Genomic DNA, 26,101 nt, shown 5'->3' on the forward strand with positions numbered 1-26,101 from the left:
TCCAGTTGCCGACGGAGCCCGAACCGCCGCAGAAGTGCCCGTTGAAGTGGGTGCCGATCTCGTTGCCCTCGAGCCATGTCTCCCCGGCCCGCTGCTGATGCCGCGTCAGGCGTCGACCTTCTCCATGACCTCGTCGGAGACGTCGAAGTTGGCGAAGACGTTCTGCACGTCGTCGCTGTCCTCGAGCGCGTCGATCAGCTTGAAGATCTTGCGCGCGCCCTCCTCGTCCAGCTCGACCTGCATGGTCGGGACGAAGTTGGCGTCCGCCGAGTCGTAGTCGATCCCGGCCTCCTGGAGCGCGGTGCGCACCGCGACCAGGTCGGTGGCCTCGGAGAGCACCTCGAAGGACTCGCCCAGGTCGTTGACCTCCTCGGCGCCCGCGTCGAGCACGGCGCCCAGGACGTCGTCCTCGGACAGCCCGGTCTTGGGGACGACCACGACGCCCTTGCGGTTGAACAGGTACGACACCGAGCCCGGGTCGGCCATGTTGCCGCCGTTGCGGGTCATGGCGACGCGCACGTCGGAGGCGGCGCGGTTGCGGTTGTCGGTGAGGCACTCGATGAGCACCGCGACACCGTTCGGACCGTAGCCCTCGTACATGATCGTCTCGTAGTCGGCGCCGCCGGCCTCGAGGCCGCCGCCGCGCTTGACCGCGGAGTCGATGTTCTTGTTCGGGACCGAGCTCTTCTTGGCCTTCTGGATGGCGTCGACGAGCGTCGGGTTTCCATCGGGGTCGATGCCGCCGGAGCGGGCCGCGACCTCAATGTTCTTGATCAGCTTCGCGAAGAGCTTGCCGCGCTTGGCGTCTACCACGGCCTTCTTGTGCTTCGTCGTAGCCCATTTAGAGTGGCCGGACATCTGCCTGTCTCCTTCGCGTAACCCACCTCAATAACGAACGTCAGCGATCCTACAAGGATCCCGAAGCCGCCTTGGCCCGCACCATGTCCACGAACATGGCGTGGATCCTGTGGTCCCCCGTGAGCTCGGGGTGGAAGGACGTCGCGAGGGCGGCGCCCTGGCGCACGGCGACGATGTGCCCCTCGTACTCGGCGAGCACCTCCACCTCGGCGCCCACGGACTCCACCCAGGGAGCGCGGATGAAGACGCCCTCCACAGGATCGCCCTCGACGCCCCGCACGTCGACGGCCGCCTCGAACGACTCGTTCTGCCGCCCGAAGGCGTTGCGCCGCACGATCATGTCGATGCCGCCGATGGTCTCCTGGCCCGAGCGCGGGTCCAGGATCTTGTCGGCGAGCATGATCAGTCCGGCACACGACCCGTAGACGGGCAGACCTTCGCGCACACGCGCGCGAAGGGGCTCCATCAGGCCGAAGAGGTGGGCCAGCTTCGAGATGGTGGTCGACTCACCACCGGGGACGACGAGTCCGTCGACCTCGGCCAGTTCCTCGGGACGCCGCACCGGCCTGGCGGTCGCGTCCGCCATGGCCAGGGCGACGAGGTGTTCCCGTACGTCGCCCTGGAGTGCGAGCACTCCGACCACAGGAGTGGTCATCACCAGCCCCGGTTCGCGTAGCGCTCGCCCTCGGGCAGGGTGTCGCAGTTGATGCCGACCATGGCCTCACCGAGGTTGCGGGACGCCTCCGCGATGATCTTCGGGTCGTCGAAGAAGGTGGTGGCCTTCACGATGGCGGCGGCGCGCTTGGCCGGGTCGCCGGACTTGAAGATGCCGGAGCCGACGAAGACGCCCTCGGCGCCGAGCTGGCGCATCAGCGCGGCGTCGGCGGGGGTGGCGACGCCACCGGCGGAGAACAGCACGACCGGCAGCTTGCCGAGCTCGGCGACCTCCTTGACCAGCTCGTACGGGGCGCGCAGGTCCTTGGCGGCGGCGTACAGCTCGTTGTTGTCGTAGCCACGCAGGCGGGCGATCTCGCCCTTGATCTGGCGCATGTGGCGCACGGCCTCGACGACGTTGCCGGTGCCGGCCTCGCCCTTCGAACGGATCATGGCGGCGCCCTCGGCGATGCGGCGCAGGGCCTCGCCGAGGTTGGTCGCGCCACAGACGAAGGGGGTCGTGAAGGCGAACTTGTCGCTGTGGTTGACCTCGTCCGCCGGGGTGAGCACCTCGGACTCGTCGATGTAGTCCACACCGAGCGACTGCAGCACCTGGGCCTCGACGAAGTGGCCGATGCGGGACTTGGCCATGACCGGGATCGAGACGGCGCCGATGATGCCCTCGATCATGTCCGGGTCGGACATCCGGGCCACGCCGCCGTCCTTGCGGATATCGGCGGGCACCCGCTCCAGGGCCATCACGGCGACGGCGCCGGCGTCCTCGGCGATCTTCGCCTGCTCGGGCGTGACGACGTCCATGATGACGCCACCCTTGAGCTGCTCGGCCATGCCGCGCTTGACGCGGGCGGTGCCGGTGGCGGTGTTTTCAGAAGTGGACACGGGTGACCTCACTCGGTGAAGAAGGCTCTTTCAGTACCGAGGAAACCTCTGGGGAACAGGCCACTACAAGGGCCAATGAACAGCCGGTGGATCCTTTTGGCCTGGGAACTACTTGGTGGCGCGGTCGGCCAGCGCCACCGGCGGCTCGTCGTCCATCTCGAAGGCCAGCGGGAACGGGGCGTGCCCGGAGAGCCGGAACCAGCGGACCGTGCGGTGCCGGCGCAGCGCGCGGGCGGCGCGTACGGCGTCGTTGTGGAAGCGGCGGGCCATGGGGACCCGGCGGACCGCCTGGGCGAGCTCCTCCGCGGCCTCCTCGCCGCCGGGGGCCTCGCGGACCACCTCGACCTGGTCGGGCTCGCTGAAGACCGCCCTGAGCGCCTGGCTGAGCTCGCTCTCCGCCACCTCGCGCTGCTCCTCCTCGGCCTGACGCGCGGCGTGTGCCGCCTCGTACAGCACGATCGACGCGGCCGGGTCGAGCACACCCGACGTGGCCAGTTCCTGGGCGACCGAGGCACGGCGCAGGAGTTGGGCGTCCAGGGCGGCGCGGGCCGCGTCGATCCGGGCGTGCAGGCGGTCGAGGCGTCCTGCGGTCCAGCTCAGGTAGAGCCCGATCGCGAAGAGGCCTACGGCGATCCAGATGAGGGTGACGGTCACGGGCGGCAAGGCTACCGGGGATATGACACAGGCTCTCAGTCCCGCGCCAGCCCGAAGCGCGCCCTGAGGCCCGTCCGCTCGTCCGCCGCCACCGCGGCCGCGCCCTGGGTCACCGTCTCGTAGACCGAGAGGATGTCCGCGGCGACCGTGGACCAGTCGAAGCGGCGGACGTGCTTGCTGCCACGCGCGCGCAGTTCCTCGCGGCGGTCCGGGTCGCCCAGGAGGCGCAGGGCCGCGACGGAGAGGGCGTCCGCGTCCTCGTTGGTGAAGAGTTCACCGGCCGCGCCCTGGTCGAGGACCTGGGTGAAGGCGTCCAGGTCGGAGGCGAGCACGGGCGCGCCCGCCGACATCGCCTCCACCAGGATGATGCCGAAACTCTCGCCTCCGGTGTTGGGCGCGACGTACACGTCGACGCTCGCCAACAGGCGCGCCTTGTCCTCGTCGCTGACCATGCCGAGGAACTCGACGCGGTCGCGCATCTCCTTGGGCAGTGAGGCCACCGCCTCGTCCTCGTCGCCCCGCCCCGCGACCAGGAGCCGGGTCCGCGGGCGCTCGGCGAGGATCTTCGGCAGCGCCTTCATGAGCACCGGAAGGCCCTTGCGGGGCTCGTCGATGCGGCCGATGAAGCCGATCGTGTCCCCCTGCCACTCGGGCTTGGGCTCGGCGCGGGCGAAGAAGTCGACGTCGACACCGTTCGGGATGACGACCGCGTCGCCGCCCAGGTGTTCGACCAACGTACGGCGCGCGTACTCGCTCACCGCGATGCGCGCGCTGATCTTCTCCAGGGCGGGCTGCAGGATCGGATACGCGGCGATCATGGCGCGCGAGCGCGGGTTGGACGTGTGGAAGGTCGCGACGATGGGGCCCTGCGCGGCCCAGCACGTCAGGAGGCCGAGCGAGGGCGACGCCGGTTCGTGGATGTGCACGACGTCGAACATGCCGTCGCTCAGCCAGCGGCGTACCCGCGCGGCGCTCAGGAAGCCGAAGTTCAGGCGCGCCACCGAGCCGTTGTACGGCACGGGAACCGCGCGGCCCGCCGACACGACGTACGGCGGCAGCGGGGTCTCGTCGTCCGCGGGGGCGAGGACGGAGACCTCGTGTCCCAGGCCGATGAGGTGCTCCGCCAGATCGCGGATGTGGAACTGGACGCCGCCCGGCACGTCCCAGGAGTACGGGCAGACGATTCCGATCCTCACGCCGACCTCTCTTCGAAATGGTCGAGGTCGGCGAGCCACAAGCGCTGCAGCATGTGCCAGTCCTCCGGATGGTCCGCGATCCCTGTGGCGAAGGCATCGGCCAGCGCCTGCGTCATGACAGACGTCTTCTCGGCCCGCGTACCTGTCTCCGGCACGTCGACGGGTGGGTGGACGCGACCACGCATTATGGCCGAGTCGTCGTACCAGAGGGTGACCGGAAGCAGCAGCGCGCCGGTCTGTTGGGCGAGCATCGCGGGCCCCGCGGGCATCCGCGTCGTCTCGCCGAAGAACTTGACCTCCACGCCGGAGGACGACAGGTCCCGGTCAGCTACCAGGCAGACCAGGCCGCCCGCCCGCAGCCGCCGTGCGAGCGTCCCGAAGGCGGCGCCGCCCGTGTGGGGCAGCACCTCCATGCCGAGGCCCTCCCTGTAGGCGACGAACCGGTCGTACAGGGTCTCCGGCTTGAGCCGCTCCGCGACGGTCGTGAACGGGGTGTCCAGCTCGGTGGTGACCCAGGCGCCCGCCAGGTCGTAATTGCCCATGTGGGGCAGCGCGAGGACGACACCCTTGCCGGCGTCCAGGCCCTCGGTGAGGTAGTGGACGTCCTTGATCGACACGCCCTCCCGGATGCGCTCCTTGCTCCAGGCGGGGAGCCGGAAGGACTCCATCCAGTAGCGCAGGTACGAGCGCATGCCCTTCTTGGAGAGCTGTTGCAGGCGCTGTGGAGTGGCATCGGGCACCACGCGCGCGAGGTTGGCCTCCAGCCGCTGCACGCCCTTGCCGCGCTTCTTCCAGGCCGCGTCGGCGATGGTGCGACCGACGCGCCGCGCGACCGGCTCGGGAAGCTTCTTGACGGTCGCCCAGCCGAGCCCGTACAGCGCGTCGGTGATCCGCTCCTGCGTCCCGCTCACGAGGCGGCCCCCTCCTGGGAGGCCGCCGCGTCGGCCTCGGCGGACTCGCGGCGCACCGTGACAACGCGCTGGATCAGCGTGACGAGGCTGCCCACGGCGACGATCCACAGGGCGACCGGCAGCAGGTACTGGATGCCCGGCACGCCGAATTTGTGCAGCCCGGCGAAGCCCGCGGCGACGAGCGAGATGACGAGCCGCTCGGCGCGCTCGATGAGCCCGTTCACGGCGACCGGCAGGCCGATCGCTTCGCCACGTGCCTTCGTGTACGACACGACCTGGCCGCTGGCGAGGCAGAAGATCGACACGGCGCACAGGACGCTGTCGTTCCCGCCTCCGGCGTACCAGAGCGCCAGTCCGCCGAAGATGGCGCTGTCGGCGACGCGGTCGAGCGTGGAGTCCAGGAAGGCGCCCCAGCGGCTGGAGCGGCCCAGCTGGCGCGCCATATTGCCGTCCACGAGGTCCGAGAAGACGAACAGCGTGATGACGACGGTTCCCCAGAAGAACTCACCGCGCGGATAGAAGACCAGCGCACCGGCCACGACTCCGGCGGTGCCCAGGAGCGTGACCGCGTCGGGGCTGACTCCGCGGCGGATGAGAAACGCGGCGAACGGTGTGAGGACACGCGTAAAGAATGCACGCGCGTACTTGTTCAGCATGGCCTTCCCGAGGGTCGGTGGCCGCGCGGCCCCTCTGGCCACCGGCTGGCCCATCGTAGCCACGCACAGGTCCGAACCGCCGACGGGCCGCCACGTGCGCGTGCGATCCCGTACGACGTATGGACGCACAGTGACCCGAGTGGAAAGCTCGAAGACACCGCGGGCGTCGCCGAAGCCGCCTCCGCACGCGGATTCGCGTGTCCGCGCCCACAGGCCGATGACGACCTAGGACCTCACCGAGCAATCAACCGGGAGGCAAGGCATGGGCGACAAGAACAACGGACACCCCGGAGCCGCCGGCAGGGCAGCGACGGCCGACCACCCCGCGTCCGTACGGAATGTGGTGCTGGTCGGCCACAGCGGCTCGGGCAAGACGACCCTGGTGGAGGCCCTCGCGCTGACCGCGGGGGCGGTGAACAGGGCGGGGCGCGTCGAGGACGGCACCAGCGTCTCCGACTACGACGAGATCGAGCACCGCCAGCAGCGCTCGGTCCAGCTCTCCCTCGTCCCGCTGGAGTGGGACGGCTTCAAGATCAATCTCCTGGACACCCCCGGATACGCCGATTTCGTCGGGGAGTTGAGGGCCGGGCTGCGGGCCGCGGACGCGGCCCTTTTCGTCGTCTCTGCGGCCGACGGGCCCGAGACGATGTCCGGCGCGACGCGCATGGTGTGGGAGGAGTGCGCGGCCGTCGGCATGCCGCGGGCCATCGTGATCACGCACCTGGAGGCGGCGCGCGCCGACTTCGAGGACGTGACGCGGACCTGCGCGGAGATCTTCGGCGGCGACGACCCCGACGCCGTGCTCCCGCTGTACCTCCCGCTGCGCGGCGAACGGGCGCCGGACGGGCACGCGCCCGTGACAGGTCTGGTCGGACTGCTCTCGCAGCGCCTCTTCGACTACGCGTCGGGCGAACGCAAGGAGTCGGAACCGGGCGCCGACCAGGCCTCGTTGATCGAGGAGGCCCGCAACCGGCTCATCGAGGGGATCATCGCCGAGAGCGAGGACGAGACCCTCATGGACCGCTACCTGGGCGGCGAGGAGATCGACGTCAAGACGCTCATCGACGACCTGGAGCGGGCCGTCGCGCGTGGCGTCTTCCACCCGGTACTCGCGGCGGCCCCGGCGGCGGAGGACGCACGGCAGGGCATCGGCACCGTCGAACTCCTCGAGCTGATCACCGGCGGCTTCCCGACACCCTTGGAGCGGGCCGCTCCCGATGTGCGCGGGCGCGACGGCAAGGAGCTCGACATCCACGCCTGCGACCCGCAGGGGCCACTGGTGGCGGAGGTAGTGAAGACGGCGTCCGACCCGTACGTGGGGCGGGTCTCGCTCGTCCGCGTCTTCTCCGGCACCCTGCGGCCCGACGAGACGGTGCACGTGTCGGGCCACGGGCTCTCCGACCACGGGCACGAGACCCGCGCCCTGCACGAGGCGGACGAACGGATCGGGGCGCTCTCGGCCCCCTTCGGGAAGCAGCAGCGCACCCTGACGCACTGCGTCGCCGGCGATCTGGCGTGCGTCGCGAAGCTGAGCCGGGCGGAGACCGGGGACACGCTCTCGGCGAAGGAGGCGCCGCTGCTCATGTCCCCGTGGGAGATGCCCGATCCGCTGCTTCCGCTGGCCATCCAGGCACACAGCAAGGCCGACGAGGACAAGCTCTCGCAAGGCCTTTCGCGCCTGGTCGCCGAGGACCCGACGATGCGTCTGGAACAGAACCAGGACACGCACCAGGTGGTGCTGTGGTGCCTCGGCGAGGCACACGCGGACGTCGCGCTGGAACGGCTGCGCAGCCGGTACGGGGTGCAGGTCGACGTCGTGGCGCACCGGGTCTCCCTTCGGGAGACGTTCGCGGGCAAATCGGCGGGGCGCGGCCGGCACGTGAAGCAGTCCGGTGGCCACGGCCAGTACGCGATCTGCGAGATCGAGGTGGAGCCGCTGCCCGGCGGCTCGGGAATCGAGTTCGTGGACAAGGTCGTCGGCGGCGCGGTGCCCCGGCAGTTCATCCCGTCCGTGGAGAAGGGCGTGCGGGCTCAGGCGACGAAGGGCGTCGCGGCCGGTTATCCGCTCATCGACGTACGGGTGACGCTGCTCGACGGCAAGGCACACTCGGTGGATTCGTCCGACGCGGCGTTCCAGACGGCGGGGGCGCTCGCGCTGCGCGAGGCGGCGGCCGATGTACGCATCCATCTCCTGGAACCGGTGGCAGAGGTCGAGGTCCTCGTCGGTGACGACTACGTGGGGGCCGTGATGAGCGACCTGTCCGGGCGGCGGGGCCGTGTCGTCGGCACCGAACAGGCAGCGGGCGGGCGGACGTTGATCAGGGCCGAGGTGCCGGAGATCGAGATCGGCCGGTACGCCGTGGACCTGCGCTCGCTGTCGCACGGCACGGCGCGTTTCAGCCGCGCGTACGCCCGGCACGAACCGATGCCGGCCCAGCTGAGCGAGCGGATCCGCGAACAGGCGCAGGACGTCCCCTAGTCGGGCCGTGGCCGCGCACCGGCCCCGGCTTCCCGTTCCTCGGGGCCGGTGTCGGTGGCGGCCGCTACGCTGGTCGAAGATCAGCCGGTTCCGGCCGACAGCGCGCCCAACAGGTGTGCGGGGCGGGCAAGTCGGGAAAAGCCGCAGCGACGGCGTGCGGTGATGGGGGTGGCAATGGCGGACACGATGAAGCCGGCTTCGGCCGACGGAGTATTCGACTTCCGACCGGGCGCGCAGATCCCGCTGCAGGGGTCCGCGGGCCAGACCGCCGCGACGTTCGCCATCGCCTCGGCCGCCTACCGGGACGATCCGGCGGTGAAGATCGAGGAGACCAACAACGAGTGGCACAAGTCCCAGATGAAGAAGGGCATGTGGTCACTGTTCGCGCCGAATCTCGGTGAGGCCTTCGCGCGGGCGGTGCAGATGCGGATGCTGGGCGGCGCCCGCAAGCCGCTCATCCAGTCGTTCGGCACGGAACCGCAGGTCGTCGTGGAGCACTGCCTCGCGTCCAATCGGATCCGGCGCCAGCGCGACAGCCTGCTGACACTGGTGACGGTGGTGTTCGGCTTCCTGTTCCTGCCCGGTTTCCTGCTCTGGGTGATCGCGTTCGAGATCCGCCGCAGGGACAACATCCGGGTGGCCCAGGCCGAGAAGGAGGTCAAGGAGGCCGAGAGCAAGGGCGCCAAGGAGAAGCGCGAGGCCAAGAAGCGGGAACGCGCGGCGCGCGGCCGGGCCGCCCTCACCATGGCGGTGATCGCCGTGGTGTTCGTCGCCGCCGTGATCGTGCTCGTCAAGCTTCCGTCCAGCAACGGCTGGACCTGGTATCTGCGCGCCTCCTTCGTGGCGCCCGTGGTCGGCGGCTTCTGGGCGCGGCGGATCTGCGAGAGCACCGCGCGGGACCTGCGGGACCGGTGGGGCGGGCTGCTGTCCGGCGGCGGGGTCGGCGCGAAGATCCCGGAGGCGGTTCCCGGCAGTCCCGGCGAGACCTCGGCCGAGCAACTGCGGCAGAACCTCGCCAAGTTGACCGCCGAGCAGGCCTCGAACTCGGTGTTCTACGCGGGCCCCAAGGGCATCCTGGGCATGGGCACACGCTGGGGTGGCTGGCAGCTGGCCGAGGACCTGGTGTCCAAGGAGCCCGGCAAGGACATCCACCCGTTCCGCAGCTGGGACGTGATCCGCGCGATCCACGACCAGCTCCGCCTCCTGGAGCGCAAGCCCATCCACACGGGAGGCTTCCCCACGCCTTCGGTCAAGCACTGGATCGTCTCGCCGATCGGTGAGAACGCGAAGAGCGTGACCCGCCCCTCGGGCGTGAACGTGGAGGCGTTCGAGACCAGGACGCACGAGATAGAGCGGATCTGCAACGAGCAGCAGTTCGGCGGCGGCAGCCGCCACTATCTGGGCGTCCAGTTCACGCTCTGGGACGGCCAGTTGGTGATCACGATGCTGATCACGGTGACGGTGCTGCACCAGACGCTGCGGATAGAGGTGACCGGGCACGCGCTCGGTCCGGTGCACTCCCTGTTCACGTCGAAGCCCGAGCCGAAGAAGAAGGAGATCTCCAAGCCCATACGGTTCTGGGAGACCACGGAGAAGACGCTCCCGCTGATCACCTCGGACGAGGCGGTCCGGATCGCGGTCCGCGCCCCCTTCACCTGGTATCCGCCGCTCCTGGACCACCTCGGCGGCAAGCTGGTGCTGCCCGAGCCGTTCGGCCTGCGCCACGCCTGGGCGGACCAGCCGTGGCGGCACCGCTTCATGGCGGACGACGCGCTGCGCACAGCGACGCCCGTGCTGCGCGTGGTGCACGCGGCGGCCATCAGGGTGCTCGATGAGAACGGCGTGGACACCGAGAAGTTCGGCAACCGCTCGGGCTTCCTCAGCGGCGCGGTCCAGGACCCGACACCGGGTAAGGCGGACACGTACAACGCGTAGGACGCTCGCCTACTCGCTCGGCCAGGCCTTCGCCAGGGCCGTGCGGGTGTCGGCGAGCATCTGCGGCAGCACCTTGGTGTGGCCGACGACCGGCATGAAGTTGGTGTCGCCGCCCCAGCGCGGAACGACGTGCTGGTGCAGATGCGCCGCGATGCCCGCGCCCGCGACCGCGCCCTGGTTCATGCCGATGTTGAAGCCGTGCGCACCGGAGGCCGAGCGCAGCGCACTCATGGCGCGCTTGGTGAAGTCGGCGAGCTCCGCGGTCTCGTCCAGGTCGAGATCGGTGAAGTCGGCGACGTGCCGGTAGGGCAGCACCATCATGTGCCCGCCGTTGTACGGGTACAGGTTGAGGATCGCGAAGACGCGGTTGCCGCGGGCCACGATCAGCGCGTCCTCGTCGGACTTGCCGGGAGCCGCGCAGAAGGGACAGCCGTCGTCGGCCCCGGGGCCGCTCGGTTTGCCCTCGCCCTGGATGTACGCGATGCGGTGCGGGGTCCACAGACGCCCGAATCCGTCCGGCTCACCCACTGGACCGACCTGCTGCTCCGGCTCACTCGTCATGCAATGCAGCATATGGCGTCGCCTCACAGAGGCGTGTCGGCGGGTACCGCCCCAGGTCGGCGCGGGCGATGCTGTCGGGATGACCGACACCCCACTCGCCCGCTGGGAACGGCGCAACGGCATCGTCCTGGCGGTGGCCTCGCTCGTCTACCTCGCCGGGTACGCGGTCCGGGTCCTCGGCGGGGCCCTGCCCGAAGCCCTGCGCACCCTGTGCCTCGTGCTCACGCTCGCCGCGTGGGCGGTGTTCATCGTGGACTACGTGGTGCGTCGGCACCTGAGCGGACAGCGCTGGCCGCGCTTCGTCCGCACCCACTGGCTGGACACGCTGGTCCTGCTGCTTCCGCTGCTGCGTCCCGTACAGCTCGTGCAGACCTACGAGGCGGTGCAGCGCCGGCAGAACGCACCGCGGCTCTCGCTGCACGCGCGCGTGATCGCGTACGCGGGCCTCTCGGTGACGCTGCTCGGCTTCGCGGGGTCGCTGGCCCTGTACCAGCAGGAGCACACGGCGCCCGGCGCGGACCTTCGTACCTACGGCGACGCGGTGTGGTTCACGTGCACGACGCTGTCGACCGTCGGCTACGGGGATCTGGCGCCGGTGACCCCGCTCGGCCGGCTCGTGGCGGTGGGTGTGATGGCCTGCGGCCTGGCCCTGCTCGGCGCGGTCACGGGTTCGTTCTCCTCGTGGCTGCTGCAGGTGTTCGCGCGGGAGGGGGACCAGGAAACGGAGAGGCCCCCGGGGGATCCCCCAGGGGCCTCACACCGTACGGACTGACCGGGTCAGTGGGTCAGACCTGCGCCCGCTCCTCGACGACCTTCGCGATCTTCGCGATGGCCTCGTCGACCGGGATGCCGTTCTCCTGCGAGCCGTCGCGGTAACGGAAGGACACCGAACCGGCGTTCATGTCCTCGTCGCCCGCGATGACCATGAAGGGCACCTTGGCCTTCTGTTGGTTGCGGATCTTCTTCTGCATGCGGTCCGAGGACTTGTCGACCTCGACGCGCAGGCCCAGGGCGCGCGCCTTCTCGGCGAACTCCTCCAGGTACGTCACGTGGCCGTCGCCGATCGGGATGCCGACGGCCTGGACCGGGGCGAGCCACGCCGGGAACGCACCCGCGTAGTGCTCCAGGAGGACGCCGAAGAACCGCTCGATCGAGCCGAACAGGGCGCGGTGCAGCATGACGGGCTGCTGCCGCGAGCCGTCCGCGGCGGTGTACTCCAGGCCGAACCGCTTCGGCTGGTTGAAGTCGACCTGGAGGGTCGACATCTGCCAGGAGCGGCCGATGGCGTCCTTGGCCTGCACGGAGATCTTCGGCCCGTAGTACGCGGCGCCGCCCGGGTCGGGCACGAGCGGCAGGCCCTGCTTCTCGGCGGCGGAGCGCAGCGCCTCGGTGGCCTCGGCCCAGTCCTCGTCCGTACCGATGAACTTCGGGGAGTCGTCACGGGTGGACAGCTCCAGCTCGAACTCGGTCAGGCCGTAGTCGCGCAGCAGGTCGAGCACGAAGGTCAGGAGCGTGTCGAGCTCCTCCGCCATCTGCTCCTTGGTGCAGTAGATGTGCGAGTCGTCCTGCGTGAAGCCGCGCGAGCGGGTCAGTCCGTGCACGACGCCCGACTTCTCGTAGCGGTACACGGTGCCGAACTCGAAGAGCCGCAGCGGCAGTTCACGGTAGGAACGGCCACGGGACTTGAAGATCAGGTTGTGCATCGGGCAGTTCATCGCCTTGAGGCGGTAGTTCTGCTCGTCGAACTGGATGGGCGGGAACATGCCCTCCGCGTAGTGCGGCAGGTGCCCCGAGGTCTCGAAGAGGGCCTCCTTCGAGATGTGCGGGGTGTTCACGAACTCGTAGCCGGAGACCTCGTGGCGGCGCCGCGAGTAGTCCTCCATGACCTTACGGACGACGCCACCCTTCGGGTGGAAGACCGCGAGGCCGGGGCCCAGCTCGTCCGGGAAGGAGAACAGGTCGAGCTCGGCGCCGAGCTTGCGGTGGTCGCGCTTCTCGGCCTCGACGAGGAACTCCAGGTACGCCTTCAGCTCGTCCTTCGACGGCCACGCGGTGCCGTAGATGCGCTGGAGCTGCGGGTTCTTCTCGCTGCCCCGCCAGTAGGCGGCGGCCGAGCGCATCAGCTTGAACGCGGGGATGTTCCGGGTGGTGGGCAGGTGCGGGCCTCGGCAGAGGTCCTTCCAGCACAGCTCCCCGGTCTTGGCGTCGACGTTGTCGTAGATGGTCAGCTCACCGCCGCCCACCTCGGCGTCCGCGCCGTCGGCGGCCTGCGCCGCGTTGCCCTTGAGGCCGATGAGTTCCAGCTTGTACGGCTCGTCGGCGAGCTCGACGGCGGCGGCCTCGTCGCTGGTGACGCGGCGCGAGAAGCGCTGCCCCCGCTTCTGGATCTCCTGCATCTTCTTCTCGATGCGCTTGATGTCCTCGGGGGTGAACGGCTCCTTGACGTCGAAGTCGTAGTAGAAGCCGTCCTTGATGGGCGGGCCGATACCGAGCTTGGCGTCGGGGAACAGTTCCTGCACGGCCTGCGCCATGACGTGCGCGGTCGAGTGCCGCAGGATGTTCAGGCCGTCCTCGGACGTGATCTCTACGGGCTCGACGGTCTCGCCGTCGGCGACCTCGTACGCGAGGTCCTTCAGCTCACCGGCCACGCGGGCCGCGACGATGCTGCGCTCATCGGCGAAGATCTCGGCGGCCGTAGTGCCCGTCGTCACCACGCGCTCTTCCCGCTCGGAATCGCGTTGGATGGTCACACGGACGTCAGACACCGGACTTCTCCTACCTGAAGATGGAACGCCGCGCCATTACCTGTGACGCGCGCAGCAACGATCGTACCGAGTCACCAGGGCCGCTCGCGAAACGGTTAAGCGCGTGACGGGCGGGCGACTGTCAGTGGTCGGCTCTAGCGTGAGACGTATGACACTCGACTGGAACACGCTCCTCGCCGAGCAGCTCGACTGGCACTGGCGACACCAGCTCCGCGACCGCCTGTCGGGGCTCACCGACGACGAGTACTTCTGGGAGCCCGTGCCGGACTGCTGGACGCTGCACCCGCGCGGCACCGGCACCGCCGCCGTCCAGGGCGGCTCCGGCGACCTCACGATCGACTTCGAATACCCGGAGCCGGTCCCCACCCCGGTGACGACGATCGCGTGGCGCCTCGGCCACATCCTGGTGGGCGTGCTCGGCGCCCGGAACGCGTCGCACTTCGGGGCGGAGCCCGTGGACTACATGTCGTACGACTATCCGGGCACGGCCGCGGAGGCCCTGGACCGTCTCGACGCCGCGTACGCGCGGTGGATCGCGGGCGTGCGCGGCCTGGACGAGGCGGCCCTGGACCGCGCGTGCGGCCCGGCCGAGGCCCCGTTCGACAAGGAGCAGATGGCGACGCTGGTGCTGCACATCAACCGCGAGATGATCCACCACTGCGCGGAGATCGCCCTCCTCAGAGACCTGTACGCGCACCGCTCCCCGCAGGACTAGTCCTCCCCCGCGCACGCCTCCTCGAAGAAGTCCAGGTTCTCCTGGAGCGACTTCATCATCCGGTCCCGCTCCGCCTCCTCCACCTGCACGGGTACGACACCGGTCGCGCCGGTGAGGCGGCGGAATCCGCCCCGGCTCTCCAAGCGCCCGTGCACGCGGATCGGCAGGCCCACCAGATGCGCGTGCCCCGCGATCCGGTACGCCTCCTCGTCCAGCGCCATCCGTACGTGCGGCACCTCGACGCCCGCGAGGACCCGCAGCCGCACCGTGCCCGCACCGCGCGGCCCCGCTCTGCGCATGCGGATGACGGTGCCGGTGACGCGGACGGAGACGGCCGGCTCGGCGTAGAGGAAGCGGGCGCCTGCCTCGCGCAGCACGTCGAGGTCGCCCGGTGAGAACTCGACGGGCGCATCGCCGTCCGTGCACTCCTGCGGCACCCCCGCGGCGGGCGCCCAGGCCACGCCGACGCGCGCGCCCTCGGTGCCGCGCACCAACGCGACGAGCGCCTCGGTCAGTTCATGGCTGACGCCCGCCTCGATCGCGCTCACGAACGCGTCCATGCCGCCGGTGGCCCGCCGGTAGTCGATGGCCTCCCGCACCGCGTACAGCGCCTGGTGCAGCCGGACGGCCAGCGCCCGCCCCGTGGCGACGGGCACGAACGCGGTGAGCCGGCGCCCGCCCGACGCCGTCTGCACCAGTACGTTCTCCAGGGCCGCGGCCGCGGGCCGCCGATGCCTGGCGCCGTAGTACCCGGCGCGACCGCGCGCGGCGAGGGCGCCCGCGAGGAGCATCTGCCGCGCCGCGCCCCGCAGTTGCTCCTCGGCGGGCCAGGTCGGGGCGCCCGCGGGCCCCGCCGGGACGTCGCGCGTCCAGCGGATCTCGTCGCTGGGCACGGCGAGCGAGACGAGGACCTCGCGCGCGGACGGCGTACCGCTGCGTTCAAGGGCGACGAGCGCTTCACCGATCAGTTCCTCGCTGTCCGGAAAGGCCCGGCTCTCCGGCACGAGCAGGCTGGTACGGCTCCCGGCCCCCGGCAGCGTCCAGCGCGCGTACCGCCCGGCGGCCCCGCCGCGCCGCCGCCAGCCGTGCCGGTCGAGCAGGGCGCCGAGCACCGCGGGGTCGACCTGCCCCGGCTCCGGTCCGACGAGGTCGACGGGGTGGCCGCGCCCCACACCGAGCGGCCGCAGGGGTTCCTCGATCGGACGATGCTGCATCACACAACTCCCTTCGGCCCAGGCCGAGTCGGACCGTCAGGGCCGTCCACCCGCGCCCACCCTGGCCATGATCTCGCAGAGCGCGCGGTCGTCGAAGATCCGTGCCGTGGGGACCCGCACAGTGGTCCTGCGCCGGCCGGTGACCGGGTGTCCGGCGAGGTTCATCCAGTAGCAGCAGTGCCGCAGATCGAGCCGGTCGTGGGCGGCCCGCAGCCAGTCGTCCTGGGACCGCGGCACGAGCATCACGACGAGGATCTTGTGCACCGAGACCGGGGTGCGGGCGAGCTTCACCAGGTGCGCGTTGTCGAGCGTGAAGGCGAACGAAGGACCCGGCGGGTCGGGCGCGACCTGGTACGTCGCCTTGAGCTGCACCTTGATGGTGACCTCGTCGTCGACCGCGTGCCCGGGTGAGCTGTGACTGACGTGCCAGTCGATGCCGTTGTCCGGAAAGGGCTGCGAGAGCGAGCACCCCGCGGCGGCGGCCACGGCGTGCAAATAGCCCACCTGCAAGGTCTCCATGCAGGCGGTGGTGGCGAGGGTGCCGCGCGGCGGTGCGATCCGCTCGGGCAGCAGCCCGCCTTGTTCGGGCCGCGCGAGCGCCATGGGCCGACTGACCTTCCGGGAAAGCGGGTTCACGCCGATGGCACCCCGCTGAACTGCCATGACTCGTACCTGTGTTGTCACCGCTGCACGTACGACGCAAACAGCGCGAACAGCACCGCTCGGCGTACGACGCAAACAGTGCGGGTATCACGGCTTGGGGCGGGGACGACCAATCGATGTGACGTCATCTGCCGTGCGGGAAGCAGGAGTTGAGAGATCATGACGTGCTGGTACGAAGGCCCCCTGGCCGCCTTTGACACCGAGACGACCGGCGTGGACGTGGAGAACGACCGCATCGTGTCCGCCGCGATCGTGGTGCAGGACGCGGCGGGAACGCGGCCACGGGTGTCGCGCTGGCTGGTGAACCCCGGGGTGTCGGTGCCGCCCGGCGCCACCGAGATTCACGGCCTGACGGACGAGCATCTGCAACGCTACGGGCGCTGGCCGGCGCCGGTGATGGAGGAGGTCGGGCGTGCGCTCGCCGAGCAGGCCGCGGCGGGCCGACCGCTGGTCGTGATGAACGCCCCGTTCGATCTGACGCTGCTGGACCGCGAGTTGAAGCGGCACCGGGCCTCGTCGCTCGCCCTCTACTTGGCGACCGCGTCCCTGTGCGTGATCGACCCGCGCGTCCTGGACAAGCACCTGGACCGCTACCGCAAGGGCCGCCGTACGCTGACCGACCTGTGCGAGCACTACGAGGTGGAGCTTGCGGGCGCGCACGACGCGGCGGCGGACGCGCAGGCGTCCCTCGACGTGGTGCGGGAGGTGGGCCGCCGGTTCGCGTCCCGCCTCGAGCGCCTCTCCCCCGCCGAACTGCACACCTTGCAGGCGGTCTGGCACGCGGCGCAGGCCCGCGGCCTACAGGCCTGGTTCGCCCGCAGCGGCACTCCGGAGATGGTGGACCCGGCGTGGCCGCTGCGCCCGGAACTTCCGGCGGCGGCCTGATCGTTCCCCCGTCGGGGCCCCGGAAGCAGAAACGAAAAACCGGCCCGCCTGTACGGCGGACCGGTCCTTCTCCGGGTGGGCGATACTGGGTTCGAACCAGTGACCTCTTCGGTGTGAACGAAGCGCTCTCCCACTGAGCTAATCGCCCGGGAACGCGTTGAACAATACAGGTCGCGGCGCCCAGTGTTCAAACCGGAAGCAATCACCGGTCGCGTTCAAACCGGCTGCGCTCAAACCGGCCGCACGTAGGCGGCAAGACCCCGCCGCCCGCCGCGCATCATCCACGCGTGGTTCGCGAGGAACACCGGCCGCCCCACCACCGCGAACCGCCGCATCAGCGGCTTGCTCACCTCGACCTCCTGGTCGTAGACGGCGACCGTCCCGCCGCCCTCCCCCTCGCGCAGCGACCAGCGCGCCCAGCCCTCCAGGTCCCCGGTCATCGCGATCTCCAGGATCCCGGCGGTCGGGTCGCGGCGCGTCTCGCGGGCCGAGACGTGCAGCTCGTAGGGGAGCAAGGACCGGAAGACGGCGTCGCCGCTGGTCGCGCTCCCGTCCAGCGGCGTCACCGAGCGGACCTGGGGCCACCACCGCGGATACTCCTCGGCCCGCTCGAGCACCGCGTACACGGCGCCCGGCGGGGCGGGCAGTTCCCACACGCTGCGAAAGCGGTACCGGTTCCAGTCCATGGCCAGAGTCTGCCGGGGTCAGGGCATCTTGTCCCCGACCAGCGCCAGGTTCTCAATGGCGGCGAGTCCGTACAGGGCCGTGTCGTTGGTGTAGACCCAGTTGGCCTCCGTGCCCGCGACGAGCGTCACCGGGCCTTCCACCTTCTCCGTCTTCCAGGGCGACGCCTCGGTGTAGCCGTCACTCTCGAAGAACTTCCCCAGGCCCGCTTGGCCAGCTTGTCGTCGCCGGTGCGTAGGCGGCGTAGGCGTCGAGCCGTGAGTGGCCCTGGAAGAGGATGAGCGAGCCGAGGTCCGAGCCGTACTTGGCCTTCTGTTCCGCCTTCGGGGCGTTGAAGTAGCGGAAGTAGTCGTAGTACGCCTCTTCGAACTCCGGCATGTCGACCTGGTCGATCAGTTCCGCGCACAGCTCGTTGAGGCCGAAGACCGCCGACAGGTGGGAGACGCCGACGACCGGCCAGCGACGCCGCACCGATGACAACAGAAATGATCCCGGTCGGGCCGGTTGGCCTTGGCGGTGTGTCCGCAGCGCGGGCAGCGCTGCGAGGTGTAGGCCGGATCCACTTCCAGGAACGGGACCCCGGCCTGGCGGGCCTTGTACTTCAAGTGCGCTCCGAGCTGGTGGAAGGGCCGGGAGGAGAGGGTGTCCCTCTGGTCGCGTCTGGTCGCGTCGTAGCCGTACCTGGTCGCGGATCCCGTCGAGTTGTTCGACGGCGCCCCCGCGACCGGTGCGTTGCGCGACGGACACGATCTCCTTGCTGATCTTGTGGTTCATGTACGTGGCATGCCGGTGCTCCTTCTGGCTGCGCCGCGCGAGGCGGCGGGTGGCCGACCGGGTCTGCTTCTTCTGGAGTTCGGCGCGTTTGCGGGCCTGCCACCGTCGGTAGCGGGTCAGGCGCCGGCCCTGGTAGTTGGCGCCGTCGCTGGTGGTCGCCAGGTTCACGATGCCGCGGTCCACCCCGATCCAGTCCACCGGCTCGTGCACGTCCGGATCCGGGATGTCGCAGGTGGCGATCAGGTACCACGTGCCGTGCCGCTGGACCGGATCGCTCTCGCCCTTGCGGAACGACGTCAAGGTCTTCAACTGGTCGGCAGAACCGGTGTACCTGACGTTCTTCATGCGGCCGTCAACCGTCCAGATCGACACCGTGCGGGCGTCGTACTGCCAGGACAGGCACCGGTCGTCGAACGGCTGCGCCGACAGCCCGAACGTCGCCTTCACGTCCGCGTAGAGGACTTTCTGCAGCCGTTGCGGTCCTTCACCTGCACCACCAGCTTCATGGCATCGGACGGTAGTCCGACAGACGAACGCCCGACCAGGACTCCCCCGATGTTCACCCGTCCTGGTGGACCACCTCGGAACTGATTGCGTTTCTCGACTCCGTCGAGCAGCCATGCGACGACTCCGCAGTCAGGTGAAGTAATCGTCCCAGGTCCAGCCGAACTTGGGCTCCACGTCCGCCTTGGCCCATGCCTTCTCGTCGATGACGAGCGACATGGTGTTGGCGCCGACCGGAACCGCGACCTGCTTGCCGCCGGAGACCTGGCCGGCCGTCTCGACGCCGCCGCGGAAGTTCTTCAGGCTCAGATTCCCGGCGTCCACCTGGGACTTGAGGTCGAGCAGAACTCCGCGCTTGTCGTACTTCGCAAGGAAGGCAACGGAGTTGAGGAATGCATCCGGAGGATTTCCACCCGAGGCCGCGTCTGGAACTTCTCCCAGAATGCCTGGTAATCGGTGAATTCCGGTTTTATTTTGATCTTCGGGTTCTTCTTCTCGAAGAGCGCGATCGCCTTCTTGATTTTCACGGCGCGCGGTTCGCCGCCCCACCAGGCGAACCGCAGGGTCGCCGGACCGTCCGCGCTCCCCGCATCCCCTGACCCACCGTCACCACCGCACCCGGCCGAGCGCCGCCACCGACGCCGAGGGCCCCGGAGACTCGATGTCTCCGGGGCCCTCGGTCCGGGTGGGCGATACTGGGTTCGAACCAGTGACCTCTTCGGTGTGAACGAAGCGCTCTCCCACTGAGCTAATCGCCCGGACGCAGGAAGAACATTACCCCATGTCAGGCGGTGCCTGGGACCACGCCCGCGCCCCTCGCGCGCACCACACCGTCACTGCTTGATGTTCCAAGGCATCTCGAGCCCGAACTTCCACAGGTAGACCCCGCCGAGCGCCGCGATGATCACCACGCCGATCGTGGTCAGGATGATGTTCCGCCGCCGCACCTTCGGGTCGAGCGCGCGCTGCGTCGCCTCCGTGACCTTCCGCTTCGTCCAGCGCAGAACCAACTGCGCCCAGACGAACTCGGTCGCCCAGATCGCCATGCCGCCGAAGATCACCAGCCAGCCGGGACCCGGCAGCGGAAGCATGATCACGCCGCCCACCACGACCGCGAGGCCCACGACGAAGACGCCGACCTGCCAGCTCAGGTGCAGTGTCCTCCTGGCCTGGATGAACCCCGGCGCCCGCGACCCGAGCGGCTTCTCGTCCGGCGCCCCGCCGCCGGCACCGGCATCGGCATCGGCATCGGCATCGGAGGCCGTCTCGGGCGCCTCGGGCTGCTTGGCCCCCTTGTCACTCCCCGTATTCATGTGCTCAAACCTACCCGACTCTTTCGCGTCACCGGAATGGGCGTTCTCCCGCAGATAAGACTCGGCCGTACGAGCTACCTAAAGGCGCTCAAAACACTCAGAGGGGTTTACAACGGCACCGTAGGTGGCATGTCGATTTCGCCGACGTGCGAATCCCCGAGCGCACACTGAGCGAAAGGCCCTGGCGCTTATGAACACCACGGTCAGCTGCGAGCTGCACCTGCGCCTCGTTGTGTCGAGCGAGTCTTCACTGCCTGTTCCCGCAGGTCTGCGGTATGCCACGGCCGATCCCTATGCCGTGCACGCCACCTTCCACACCGGAGCCGAGGAGACAGTCGAATGGGTGTTTGCCCGCGATCTCCTCGCCGAAGGCCTTCACCGGCCGACCGGCACAGGAGACGTCCGAGTCTGGCCGTCCCGTAGCCACGGTCAGGGCGTTGTCTGCATCGCCCTGAGCTCCCCCGAGGGTGAGGCTCTGCTCGAGGCCCCGGCGCGGGCCCTCGAGTCGTTCCTCAAGCGAACGGACGCCGCCGTGCCACCCGGCACGGAGCATCGCCATTTCGACCTCGACCAGGAGCTCTCGCACATCCTCGCGGAAAGTTAGCGCCGCGGAACAAGGAGGCCCGCGCCGGCACCCGGTCGGCGTGAGCAGTGCGAGAGCGTGCCGTGCCGTCCACTCGGGGAACGGCACGGCTTCATGGTCGGGACAACCGCATACGGCATACACCGGCGCCGCCGCCGTGGGAGTTTCCATGGCGGCGGCGCAGGTGCGTTCCCAGGGGGTAGCAGGTACTAGGCTCGGGCGGCATTGGTGGGCGGGAGCCCTACTCCAGGCCAGGGAGCGAATCGTGCTGATCACCCACGACACCCGGTGCGCGCTCGACACCGTGGTCGATCTGGTGAACACGACGCCGGACGGCGACGCGGTGGCGGACGGGCTCGCGAGCACGGCCGCGCTGACAGATTTCGTACGAAAGAACGATGTCAGCGATGTCGGCGTGATCACCGAAGATGATCTCCGCTCGGTGCGTGCGGTGCGTGACCGCTTCGCGGCCGTGTTCGCGGCGAGTGACCAGCGGGCGGCGGCGACCGTGATCAACGAGCTGGTCGCGGAGGCGGGCACCACGCCGCGCCTCACGGACCACGACGGCTACGACTGGCACATGCACTACTTCGCGCCCGGCGCCTCCGTCGCCGACCACCTGGCGGCCGACTGCGGGATGGCCCTGGCGTTCTTCGTCGTCGCCGGGGAGCAGGAGCGGCTGCGGCGCTGCGAGGCGCCCGACTGCCGGTTCGCGTTCGTCGACCTGTCCCGCAACCGTTCGCGCCGCTACTGCGACAGCCGTACGTGCGGGAACCGGCTGCACGTCGCGGCCTACCGGGCCCGCCGCAAGGAAGCCGCGGGCTGAATCCGTTCACAGCAGCAGGAGGTCGTGCAGCGCGGCCATCAGGAGCAGGCTGCCGATCACCCCCAGGAAGATCATCAACGGGGGTTGGGAGAGCGCGAAGAGGCAGCCGCGCGGGCTCTCGGTCCGCTTCTCGGTTCGTACGGGAACGGGCGGCGCGGGCTCGATGTGAGGCGCCTGCCCCTGGTCGGCGTCCAGCTGGTCGGGCAGCTGCGGTGTGTCCAGCATCTCGTCGTGATGATGGCGCACTTATCGGGTGACGGGCACTCAACCCACCACTTTCGAGGGGCAGTTCGCGGGAACCCGTGACAGCGGACCGCGTGCGCCTGTTGGCGCCAGATGCCGTGCCGCTTTCCGGCCCGCGCTACCTCAGATGCCGTGCTTCTTGAGGATCGCCTCGATGTCGCTGAAGTCCTCCGCGGGCGCGGCCTTCGCCTGCTTCGGCTGCGCCGCGGGCGTGGGGCGCCGGCCCTCGCCGAGCGAGGGCGCCGACGCCGCCGGGGCGACAGCGGCCTTGCCCTCCTTGCCGGGGCGGCCGGAGCGGCGCCGCTCGACGGCCCGCGTCCCCATGAACATCAGCCAGGCGGCGCCGAGCACGCCGAAGCCTGCCCAGGCGGTCGGACTGAACGCCGTGTCCACGATCCACTCCACCGCGCCCGTCATCACCAGGCCCAGCGGTACGAGCGCGTAGGCGGTGGTGCGGGCGGCCTTGAGGAACCGCTTGCGGAAGGCGAGAACCCCGGCGATGCCCAGGCCCGCCACGGCAACGGCGGAACACACGGTCTCGGCAATCATCCGGTCCTCCCGAGTTCGGACATCGTGGGGCGCTTCCCCCTCCCATCCTGCACCGCCCGGGGGCCCGCGGGCCACGCCCGGGGCCGTCCTCGGCCAGATCTGGGGGACATCTCGGGGTCGCCGCTCCTCCGCAGGTCCAGGTTGGGCCCGGCGGACGCTCCTGGGACACTGGCACCCATGAACGCCCCGAACCCCATCCTTGACGTGTGGTGCGAGCTGCAGTGCCCCGACTGCCGCTCGGCCCTGGACGACCTCCGCGCGCTGCGCGAGCGCTACGGCGACCGCGTCGAGCTGCGCCTGCGGCACTTCCCGCTCGAGAAGCACAAGCACTCCTTCGCCGGCGCGCAGGCCGCCGAGGAGGCGTTCGCGCAGGGCAAGGGGTGGCCGTACGTGGAGGCGGTGCTCGGTCGGGTCGAGGAGTTCGACCGCAAGGGCGAGCAGTTCCTCGTCGAGGTGGCGGGTGAACTCGGCCTGGACGCCGAGGAGTTCGACACCGCGCTCGTCGACGGCCGGCACATCCTGATCGTCGACGCCGACCAGGCCGAGGGCAAGGTCATCGGCGTGACCGGCACGCCCACGTACGAGATCGGCGGGGAGCTCCTGCACGGCGGGAAGAGCCAGGAGGGGCTGCGCGGGCGGATCGAGGAGATCGCGGACCGGCTGCTCGCCGAGGCCGGGCAGGCCTGACGCTCAGAGCAGCTGTTTGTAGAGGTAGTGGCCGGTCGGCTCGTAGCCGAGCGAGTCGTACAGGCGCAGCGCGGTCGCGTTCCCCGCGAAGACGTTGAGGCCGATCCGGGTGGTGCCCGCGGCGATCGAGTCGGCCTCGGCGAGCAGCATCAGGGAGCGTCCGTGGCCGCGCCCCCGGTGCTCGGCCGACACCTCGACGTCGAAGACGAACGCCCCGTCGGGGCGCTGCGCCACCCAGAGCGTTCCGACCCGCTCGCAGTCCTGCTCCAGCACGCCGAGCAGGACGTCCGGGGTGGCGACGCCGTCCGGGAGCAGCGCGGCGTAGTCGTGGTCCGCCTTCTGGTGCGCCTCTTCCTCGGTGGCGCCGCGCTCGACCCAGGAGCGCGCGTACTCGGCCTTGGCGTACACGAGCCACGGCCCGTACTCGGCCTCCGTCATGCGCCGGCCCACGCTGCCTTCGGGGAGGGTCGGCGGCTGTTCGGGCAGGGTCTTCGCCATGTTCCGGTTGCGTTCCACGTAGCCGAGGGCGCTGGCGAGGCGGAGCATGGCCTGTGCGTCGGCGGGGACGGTCAGCTCGATGCGGCGGCAGTTCCAGGAGCGGGCGACCTCCTCGGCGGCGAGCGCTGCGACGGTGCCGCGGCCGCGCCCCCGGTCCTTGTCCTCGATGCTCAGTTCGAGTATCTGGGCGACGGACGGGCCGAAGACCGGGTGCGTGGCGAGGTGCAGGGCGCCCACGGGGCGGCTGTTCACGCATACCGCGTAGCGACGGGAGCGCGCGCCGTCGGGGGTGCGCTGGAGCGGCTCGGTCGGCCGCAGGGTCGTGGTCATCACGGGTGTTGTACCCGCGCGCACCCCCGACGCGACAACGGATTTACGGTCGAGCCGGTTTGCTGCCCGCCCGTCCCGGCCGCTCCGGGTGGGCTGTTGTTCCGGCTGGGGGTTCGGGGGGGGCGCCCCCCGAAAGAAATCAGCACGGGTCGAGCTGGTCTGCTTCCCGCTCGGCCCATACCCGCATCGCCTTCGTGGTGACGGGGCCCGGTGCGTCCGTCAGGTTCCGGTCGTCGATGCGGTGCACGGCCTGGATGTCGCGCAGCGTCGACGTCAGGAACACCTCGTCGGCCTCCGCGAGCACCGAGAGCGGCAGGTCCGTCTCCTTCGCGCCGGTCCACTCGGCGGCGAGGGCGCGCGTGATGCCGGCCAGCGGGCCCGCCGTCAGCGGCGGGGTGTGGATCTCGCCGTCCAGGACGACGAAGACGTTGGAGCCCGTGCCCTCGCACAGCTGCCCCACCGTGTTCGCGAACAGGGCCTCGGAAGCGCCGTGTTCGTGGGCGCGGGCCAGGGCGACGACGTTCTCCGCGTACGAGGTGGTCTTCAGGCCCGCGAGGGCGCCGCGCTCGTTGCGGGTCCACGGCACGGTGATCACGGCGGTGCTGTCGGGGCGCCGCTTGGCCTCGCCGAGGGCGACGACGAGCGTGGCGCCCTGGTCGCCGCGGTCGGAGCTGAGCGGCGAGAAGCCGCCGGTGTAGGTGATGCGCAGGCGGCCCAGCGCCATCGGGTTGGCCTCGAGGACGGCGGCGCAGGCGCGGCGCACCTCGTCGAGGTCGGGCTCGGGCAGGCCGAGCCCGCGGGCCGAGCGGGCGAGTCGGTCGAGGTGGCGGGTGAGCGCGAAGGGCCTGCCTTCGACGGCCTTCACCGTCTCGAAGATGCCGTCGCCCACGGTGAGCCCGTGGTCGAAGACGGAGACGCGCGCCGCCTCGGTGTCCTGCAGCCGGCCGTCGAGCCAGATCTTCACGGGTTCTTGCCTCTCACTGTTCGAGTGCGTACGTTCCCGACGCTACCCCCAGCAGCCGCGCCGCCTTCAGCTCGGTCTCGCGCCACTCCCGCTCCGGGTCGGAGCCCCAGGTGATTCCGGCGCCGGTGCCGAAGCGCAGGAAGTCGCCGTCGGCGCCGCGGTCGATCCAGAACGTGCGGATCCCGACGGCCAGTTCCCCGGTCCCCCGGTCCGCGTCCACCCAGCCGATACCGCCGCAGTACGGGCCGCGCGGCGCCGTCTCCAGGTCGTCGATGATCCGCAGGGCGCTGGACTTCGGGGCGCCGGTGACGGAGCCGGGCGGGAACGCCGCGTCGAGCAGTTCCGGCCAGCCGGCCGCCTCGGGCAGTTCGCCGCGCACGGTGGAGACGAGGTGGACGAGGCCCGGATGCTTCTCGACCACGCACAGTTCGGGCACGGTCACGCTGCCGGTGGCGCAGACGACGCCCAGGTCGTTGCGGACCAGGTCGACGATCATCACGTTCTCGGCGTGGTCCTTGTCGAGGAGGTCCGCCTCGGTGCGCCCGGTCCCCTTGATCGGCCCGGATTCGACGACCCGGCCGTCCCTGCGCAGGAACAGCTCGGGCGAGGCCGTCGCGACCTCCACGCCATGGCCCGGGAGCCGGATCGTGCCCGCGTACGGCGCCGGGTTCCCGCGCGCGAGGAGAGCGGTGAGGGCGTCCACATCCGCGTACGGGGAGATGGGCGCGGACAGCACGCGACAGAGGTTCGCCTGGTAGACCTCGCCGGTCGCTATGTGCGCGCGGATGCGCCGCACGCCGTCCGTGTACGCGGCGTGGTCGAGCGACGACGTCCAGTCCATAGGTGCAGGTCCGGGCCATGCGCCGGGGCGCGGGGCGGGCACGGCTTCCTCGCGCACGTTGCCGAAGCGGGCGCAGACGAGGCGCCCCTCGAAATCGGCGCAGACCGCCCAGAAGCCGGCGCCGTCGAGGGCCGCGGGATCGCTGGTGACGTCGCGCAGGTCGGTCGCGACGAGCCCGCCGAAGCGGGCCAGAGCAGGGAGGTCGTGCACACCTTCGAGTCTATGGCTGATGCCGACCGGCCCATCTGAGCAGGACCTT

26 protein-coding genes, 2 tRNA genes and 3 pseudogenes are annotated in these 26,101 nt (G+C 70.3%); 8 read left to right on the top strand and 23 right to left on the bottom strand.

Features of this window, described 5'->3' with window-relative positions; genetic code table 11:
• Positions 1 to 105 precede the first annotated feature (105 nt).
• From ABT004_RS25570 to pgsA, 7 genes are all read right to left on the bottom strand, one after another.
• Positions 106 to 858 carry a YebC/PmpR family DNA-binding transcriptional regulator gene (locus ABT004_RS25570; protein WP_351341224.1) on the bottom strand — a complete coding sequence of 251 codons (753 nt, stop codon included), beginning with the start codon at positions 856 to 858 and terminating at the stop codon, positions 106 to 108.
• A 49-nt stretch (positions 859 to 907) separates the two neighbouring features.
• Complete coding sequence (gene pdxT, locus ABT004_RS25575) at positions 908 to 1,513, bottom strand: pyridoxal 5'-phosphate synthase glutaminase subunit PdxT (protein ID WP_351341227.1); 606 nt, start codon at positions 1,511 to 1,513, stop codon at positions 908 to 910.
• Complete coding sequence (gene pdxS, locus ABT004_RS25580) at positions 1,513 to 2,412, bottom strand: pyridoxal 5'-phosphate synthase lyase subunit PdxS (protein ID WP_351341230.1); 900 nt, start codon at positions 2,410 to 2,412, stop codon at positions 1,513 to 1,515. Before pdxS ends, pdxT begins: the two co-directional genes overlap by 1 nt.
• 108 nt (positions 2,413 to 2,520) lie before the next feature.
• Positions 2,521 to 3,066, bottom strand: a complete 546-nt coding sequence (locus ABT004_RS25585; protein WP_351341233.1) for a LemA family protein — start codon at positions 3,064 to 3,066, stop codon at positions 2,521 to 2,523.
• A 35-nt stretch (positions 3,067 to 3,101) separates the two neighbouring features.
• A complete protein-coding gene (locus ABT004_RS25590) occupies positions 3,102 to 4,262 on the bottom strand; it encodes a glycosyltransferase family 4 protein (RefSeq protein WP_351341235.1) in 1,161 nt (386 codons plus the stop codon).
• Positions 4,259 to 5,173: a phosphatidylinositol mannoside acyltransferase gene (locus tag ABT004_RS25595; RefSeq protein ID WP_351341238.1), complete on the bottom strand. Its 915-nt coding sequence runs from the start codon at positions 5,171 to 5,173 to the stop codon at positions 4,259 to 4,261. The genes ABT004_RS25590 and ABT004_RS25595 overlap by 4 nt, the downstream gene beginning before the upstream one ends.
• The gene (gene pgsA, locus ABT004_RS25600) at positions 5,170 to 5,883 is read right to left on the bottom strand and encodes a phosphatidylinositol phosphate synthase (protein WP_351341299.1); all 714 of its coding nucleotides are present in this window, start codon (positions 5,881 to 5,883) and stop codon (positions 5,170 to 5,172) included. Before pgsA ends, ABT004_RS25595 begins: the two co-directional genes overlap by 4 nt.
• Before the next feature lie 208 nt (positions 5,884 to 6,091).
• Between pgsA and ABT004_RS25605 the strand changes: the two genes are divergently transcribed.
• A complete protein-coding gene (locus ABT004_RS25605) occupies positions 6,092 to 8,308 on the top strand; it encodes an elongation factor G-like protein EF-G2 (RefSeq protein ID WP_351341240.1) in 2,217 nt (738 codons plus the stop codon).
• Positions 8,309 to 8,494: 186 nt separating this feature from the next.
• Entirely contained in the window at positions 8,495 to 10,243 is a 1,749-nt protein-coding gene (locus ABT004_RS25610) for an AbeC-like domain-containing protein (protein WP_451190010.1), read from the top strand.
• A gap of 9 nt (positions 10,244 to 10,252) precedes the next feature.
• Here the strand turns inward: ABT004_RS25610 and ABT004_RS25615 are convergent, their stop codons facing one another.
• Entirely contained in the window at positions 10,253 to 10,816 is a 564-nt protein-coding gene (locus ABT004_RS25615) for an HIT family protein (RefSeq protein WP_351341245.1), read from the bottom strand.
• A 67-nt stretch (positions 10,817 to 10,883) separates the two neighbouring features.
• Here ABT004_RS25615 and ABT004_RS25620 point away from each other — a divergent pair, with 67 nt between their 5' ends.
• Positions 10,884 to 11,576 (top strand): potassium channel family protein, encoded by a 693-nt coding sequence (locus ABT004_RS25620; protein ID WP_351341248.1) that lies wholly within the window; start codon positions 10,884 to 10,886, stop codon positions 11,574 to 11,576.
• Positions 11,577 to 11,589: 13 nt separating this feature from the next.
• Here ABT004_RS25620 and thrS read toward each other — a convergent pair whose 3' ends face one another.
• Positions 11,590 to 13,569, bottom strand: a complete 1,980-nt coding sequence (thrS, locus tag ABT004_RS25625) for a threonine--tRNA ligase (protein ID WP_351341251.1) — start codon at positions 13,567 to 13,569, stop codon at positions 11,590 to 11,592.
• A gap of 148 nt (positions 13,570 to 13,717) precedes the next feature.
• On the opposite strand from thrS, the gene ABT004_RS25630 reads away from it, so the two are divergent.
• Positions 13,718 to 14,284 carry a DinB family protein gene (locus tag ABT004_RS25630; protein ID WP_351341254.1) on the top strand — a complete coding sequence of 189 codons (567 nt, stop codon included), beginning with the start codon at positions 13,718 to 13,720 and terminating at the stop codon, positions 14,282 to 14,284.
• On the opposite strand, the gene ABT004_RS25635 is transcribed toward ABT004_RS25630, so the two are convergent.
• Positions 14,281 to 15,498, bottom strand: a complete 1,218-nt coding sequence (locus ABT004_RS25635) for a hypothetical protein (RefSeq protein ID WP_351341256.1) — start codon at positions 15,496 to 15,498, stop codon at positions 14,281 to 14,283. The two genes, ABT004_RS25630 and ABT004_RS25635, sit on opposite strands and share 4 nt — an antisense overlap.
• Positions 15,499 to 15,534: 36 nt before the next feature.
• A complete protein-coding gene (locus ABT004_RS25640; RefSeq protein ID WP_351341302.1) occupies positions 15,535 to 16,101 on the bottom strand; it encodes a DUF4365 domain-containing protein in 567 nt (188 codons plus the stop codon).
• 219 nt (positions 16,102 to 16,320) lie between these two features.
• Between ABT004_RS25640 and ABT004_RS25645 the strand changes: the two genes are divergently transcribed.
• Positions 16,321 to 17,046: a 3'-5' exonuclease gene (locus tag ABT004_RS25645; RefSeq protein WP_351341258.1), complete on the top strand. Its 726-nt coding sequence runs from the start codon at positions 16,321 to 16,323 to the stop codon at positions 17,044 to 17,046.
• 76 nt (positions 17,047 to 17,122) lie between these two features.
• Here the strand turns inward: ABT004_RS25645 and ABT004_RS25650 are convergent.
• The 7 genes and pseudogenes from ABT004_RS25650 to ABT004_RS25685 form a co-directional block, all read right to left on the bottom strand.
• A tRNA-Val gene (locus ABT004_RS25650) sits at positions 17,123 to 17,194 on the bottom strand.
• Between the two features lie 82 nt (positions 17,195 to 17,276).
• A complete protein-coding gene (locus ABT004_RS25655) occupies positions 17,277 to 17,732 on the bottom strand; it encodes an SRPBCC family protein (RefSeq protein WP_351341261.1) in 456 nt (151 codons plus the stop codon).
• A gap of 18 nt (positions 17,733 to 17,750) precedes the next feature.
• Positions 17,751 to 18,186, bottom strand: a pseudogene (locus ABT004_RS25660) (exo-rhamnogalacturonan lyase family protein); the annotation flags it as partial.
• A gap of 330 nt (positions 18,187 to 18,516) precedes the next feature.
• Positions 18,517 to 19,125: pseudogene (locus ABT004_RS25670) on the bottom strand (transposase); the annotation flags it as partial.
• Between the two features lie 21 nt (positions 19,126 to 19,146).
• A pseudogene (locus ABT004_RS25675) lies at positions 19,147 to 19,571 on the bottom strand (extracellular solute-binding protein); the annotation flags it as partial.
• A gap of 123 nt (positions 19,572 to 19,694) precedes the next feature.
• Positions 19,695 to 19,766, bottom strand: a tRNA-Val gene (locus ABT004_RS25680).
• A gap of 75 nt (positions 19,767 to 19,841) precedes the next feature.
• Positions 19,842 to 20,321 (bottom strand): TIGR02611 family protein, encoded by a 480-nt coding sequence (locus tag ABT004_RS25685; RefSeq protein WP_351341264.1) that lies wholly within the window; start codon positions 20,319 to 20,321, stop codon positions 19,842 to 19,844.
• Between the two features lie 190 nt (positions 20,322 to 20,511).
• On the opposite strand from ABT004_RS25685, the gene ABT004_RS25690 reads away from it, so the two are divergent.
• Together ABT004_RS25690 and ABT004_RS25695 are read left to right on the top strand one after the other, a co-directional pair.
• Positions 20,512 to 20,925, top strand: coding sequence for an SsgA family sporulation/cell division regulator (locus ABT004_RS25690; protein ID WP_257850025.1), 414 nt, complete (start codon positions 20,512 to 20,514; stop codon positions 20,923 to 20,925).
• Positions 20,926 to 21,169: 244 nt separating this feature from the next.
• Positions 21,170 to 21,730, top strand: a complete 561-nt coding sequence (locus ABT004_RS25695; RefSeq protein WP_351341267.1) for a CGNR zinc finger domain-containing protein — start codon at positions 21,170 to 21,172, stop codon at positions 21,728 to 21,730.
• A 6-nt stretch (positions 21,731 to 21,736) separates the two neighbouring features.
• Here ABT004_RS25695 and ABT004_RS25700 read toward each other — a convergent pair whose 3' ends face one another.
• On the bottom strand, positions 21,737 to 21,955 hold the full coding sequence (locus ABT004_RS25700) for a hypothetical protein (RefSeq protein WP_351341269.1): 219 nt from the start codon (positions 21,953 to 21,955) through the stop codon (positions 21,737 to 21,739).
• A 141-nt stretch (positions 21,956 to 22,096) separates the two neighbouring features.
• Positions 22,097 to 22,522: a hypothetical protein gene (locus tag ABT004_RS25705; RefSeq protein ID WP_351341271.1), complete on the bottom strand. Its 426-nt coding sequence runs from the start codon at positions 22,520 to 22,522 to the stop codon at positions 22,097 to 22,099.
• 177 nt (positions 22,523 to 22,699) lie between these two features.
• On the opposite strand from ABT004_RS25705, the gene ABT004_RS25710 reads away from it, so the two are divergent.
• Positions 22,700 to 23,209, top strand: a complete 510-nt coding sequence (locus ABT004_RS25710; RefSeq protein ID WP_351341274.1) for a DsbA family protein — start codon at positions 22,700 to 22,702, stop codon at positions 23,207 to 23,209.
• A gap of 3 nt (positions 23,210 to 23,212) precedes the next feature.
• On the opposite strand, the gene ABT004_RS25715 is transcribed toward ABT004_RS25710, so the two are convergent.
• From ABT004_RS25715 to ABT004_RS25725, 3 genes are all read right to left on the bottom strand, one after another.
• Positions 23,213 to 24,037 carry a GNAT family N-acetyltransferase gene (locus ABT004_RS25715; protein ID WP_351341276.1) on the bottom strand — a complete coding sequence of 275 codons (825 nt, stop codon included), beginning with the start codon at positions 24,035 to 24,037 and terminating at the stop codon, positions 23,213 to 23,215.
• Between the two features lie 139 nt (positions 24,038 to 24,176).
• Positions 24,177 to 25,001, bottom strand: a complete 825-nt coding sequence (locus tag ABT004_RS25720; RefSeq protein ID WP_351341278.1) for an aminotransferase class IV — start codon at positions 24,999 to 25,001, stop codon at positions 24,177 to 24,179.
• A 13-nt stretch (positions 25,002 to 25,014) separates the two neighbouring features.
• Positions 25,015 to 26,052, bottom strand: a complete 1,038-nt coding sequence (locus ABT004_RS25725) for a chorismate-binding protein (RefSeq protein WP_351341281.1) — start codon at positions 26,050 to 26,052, stop codon at positions 25,015 to 25,017.
• Positions 26,053 to 26,101: the final 49 nt, after the last annotated feature.

Origin of the sequence: Streptomyces sp. NPDC002790 (assembly GCF_040295505.1) — a bacterium.
Lineage (GTDB): Bacteria > Actinomycetota > Actinomycetes > Streptomycetales > Streptomycetaceae > Streptomyces.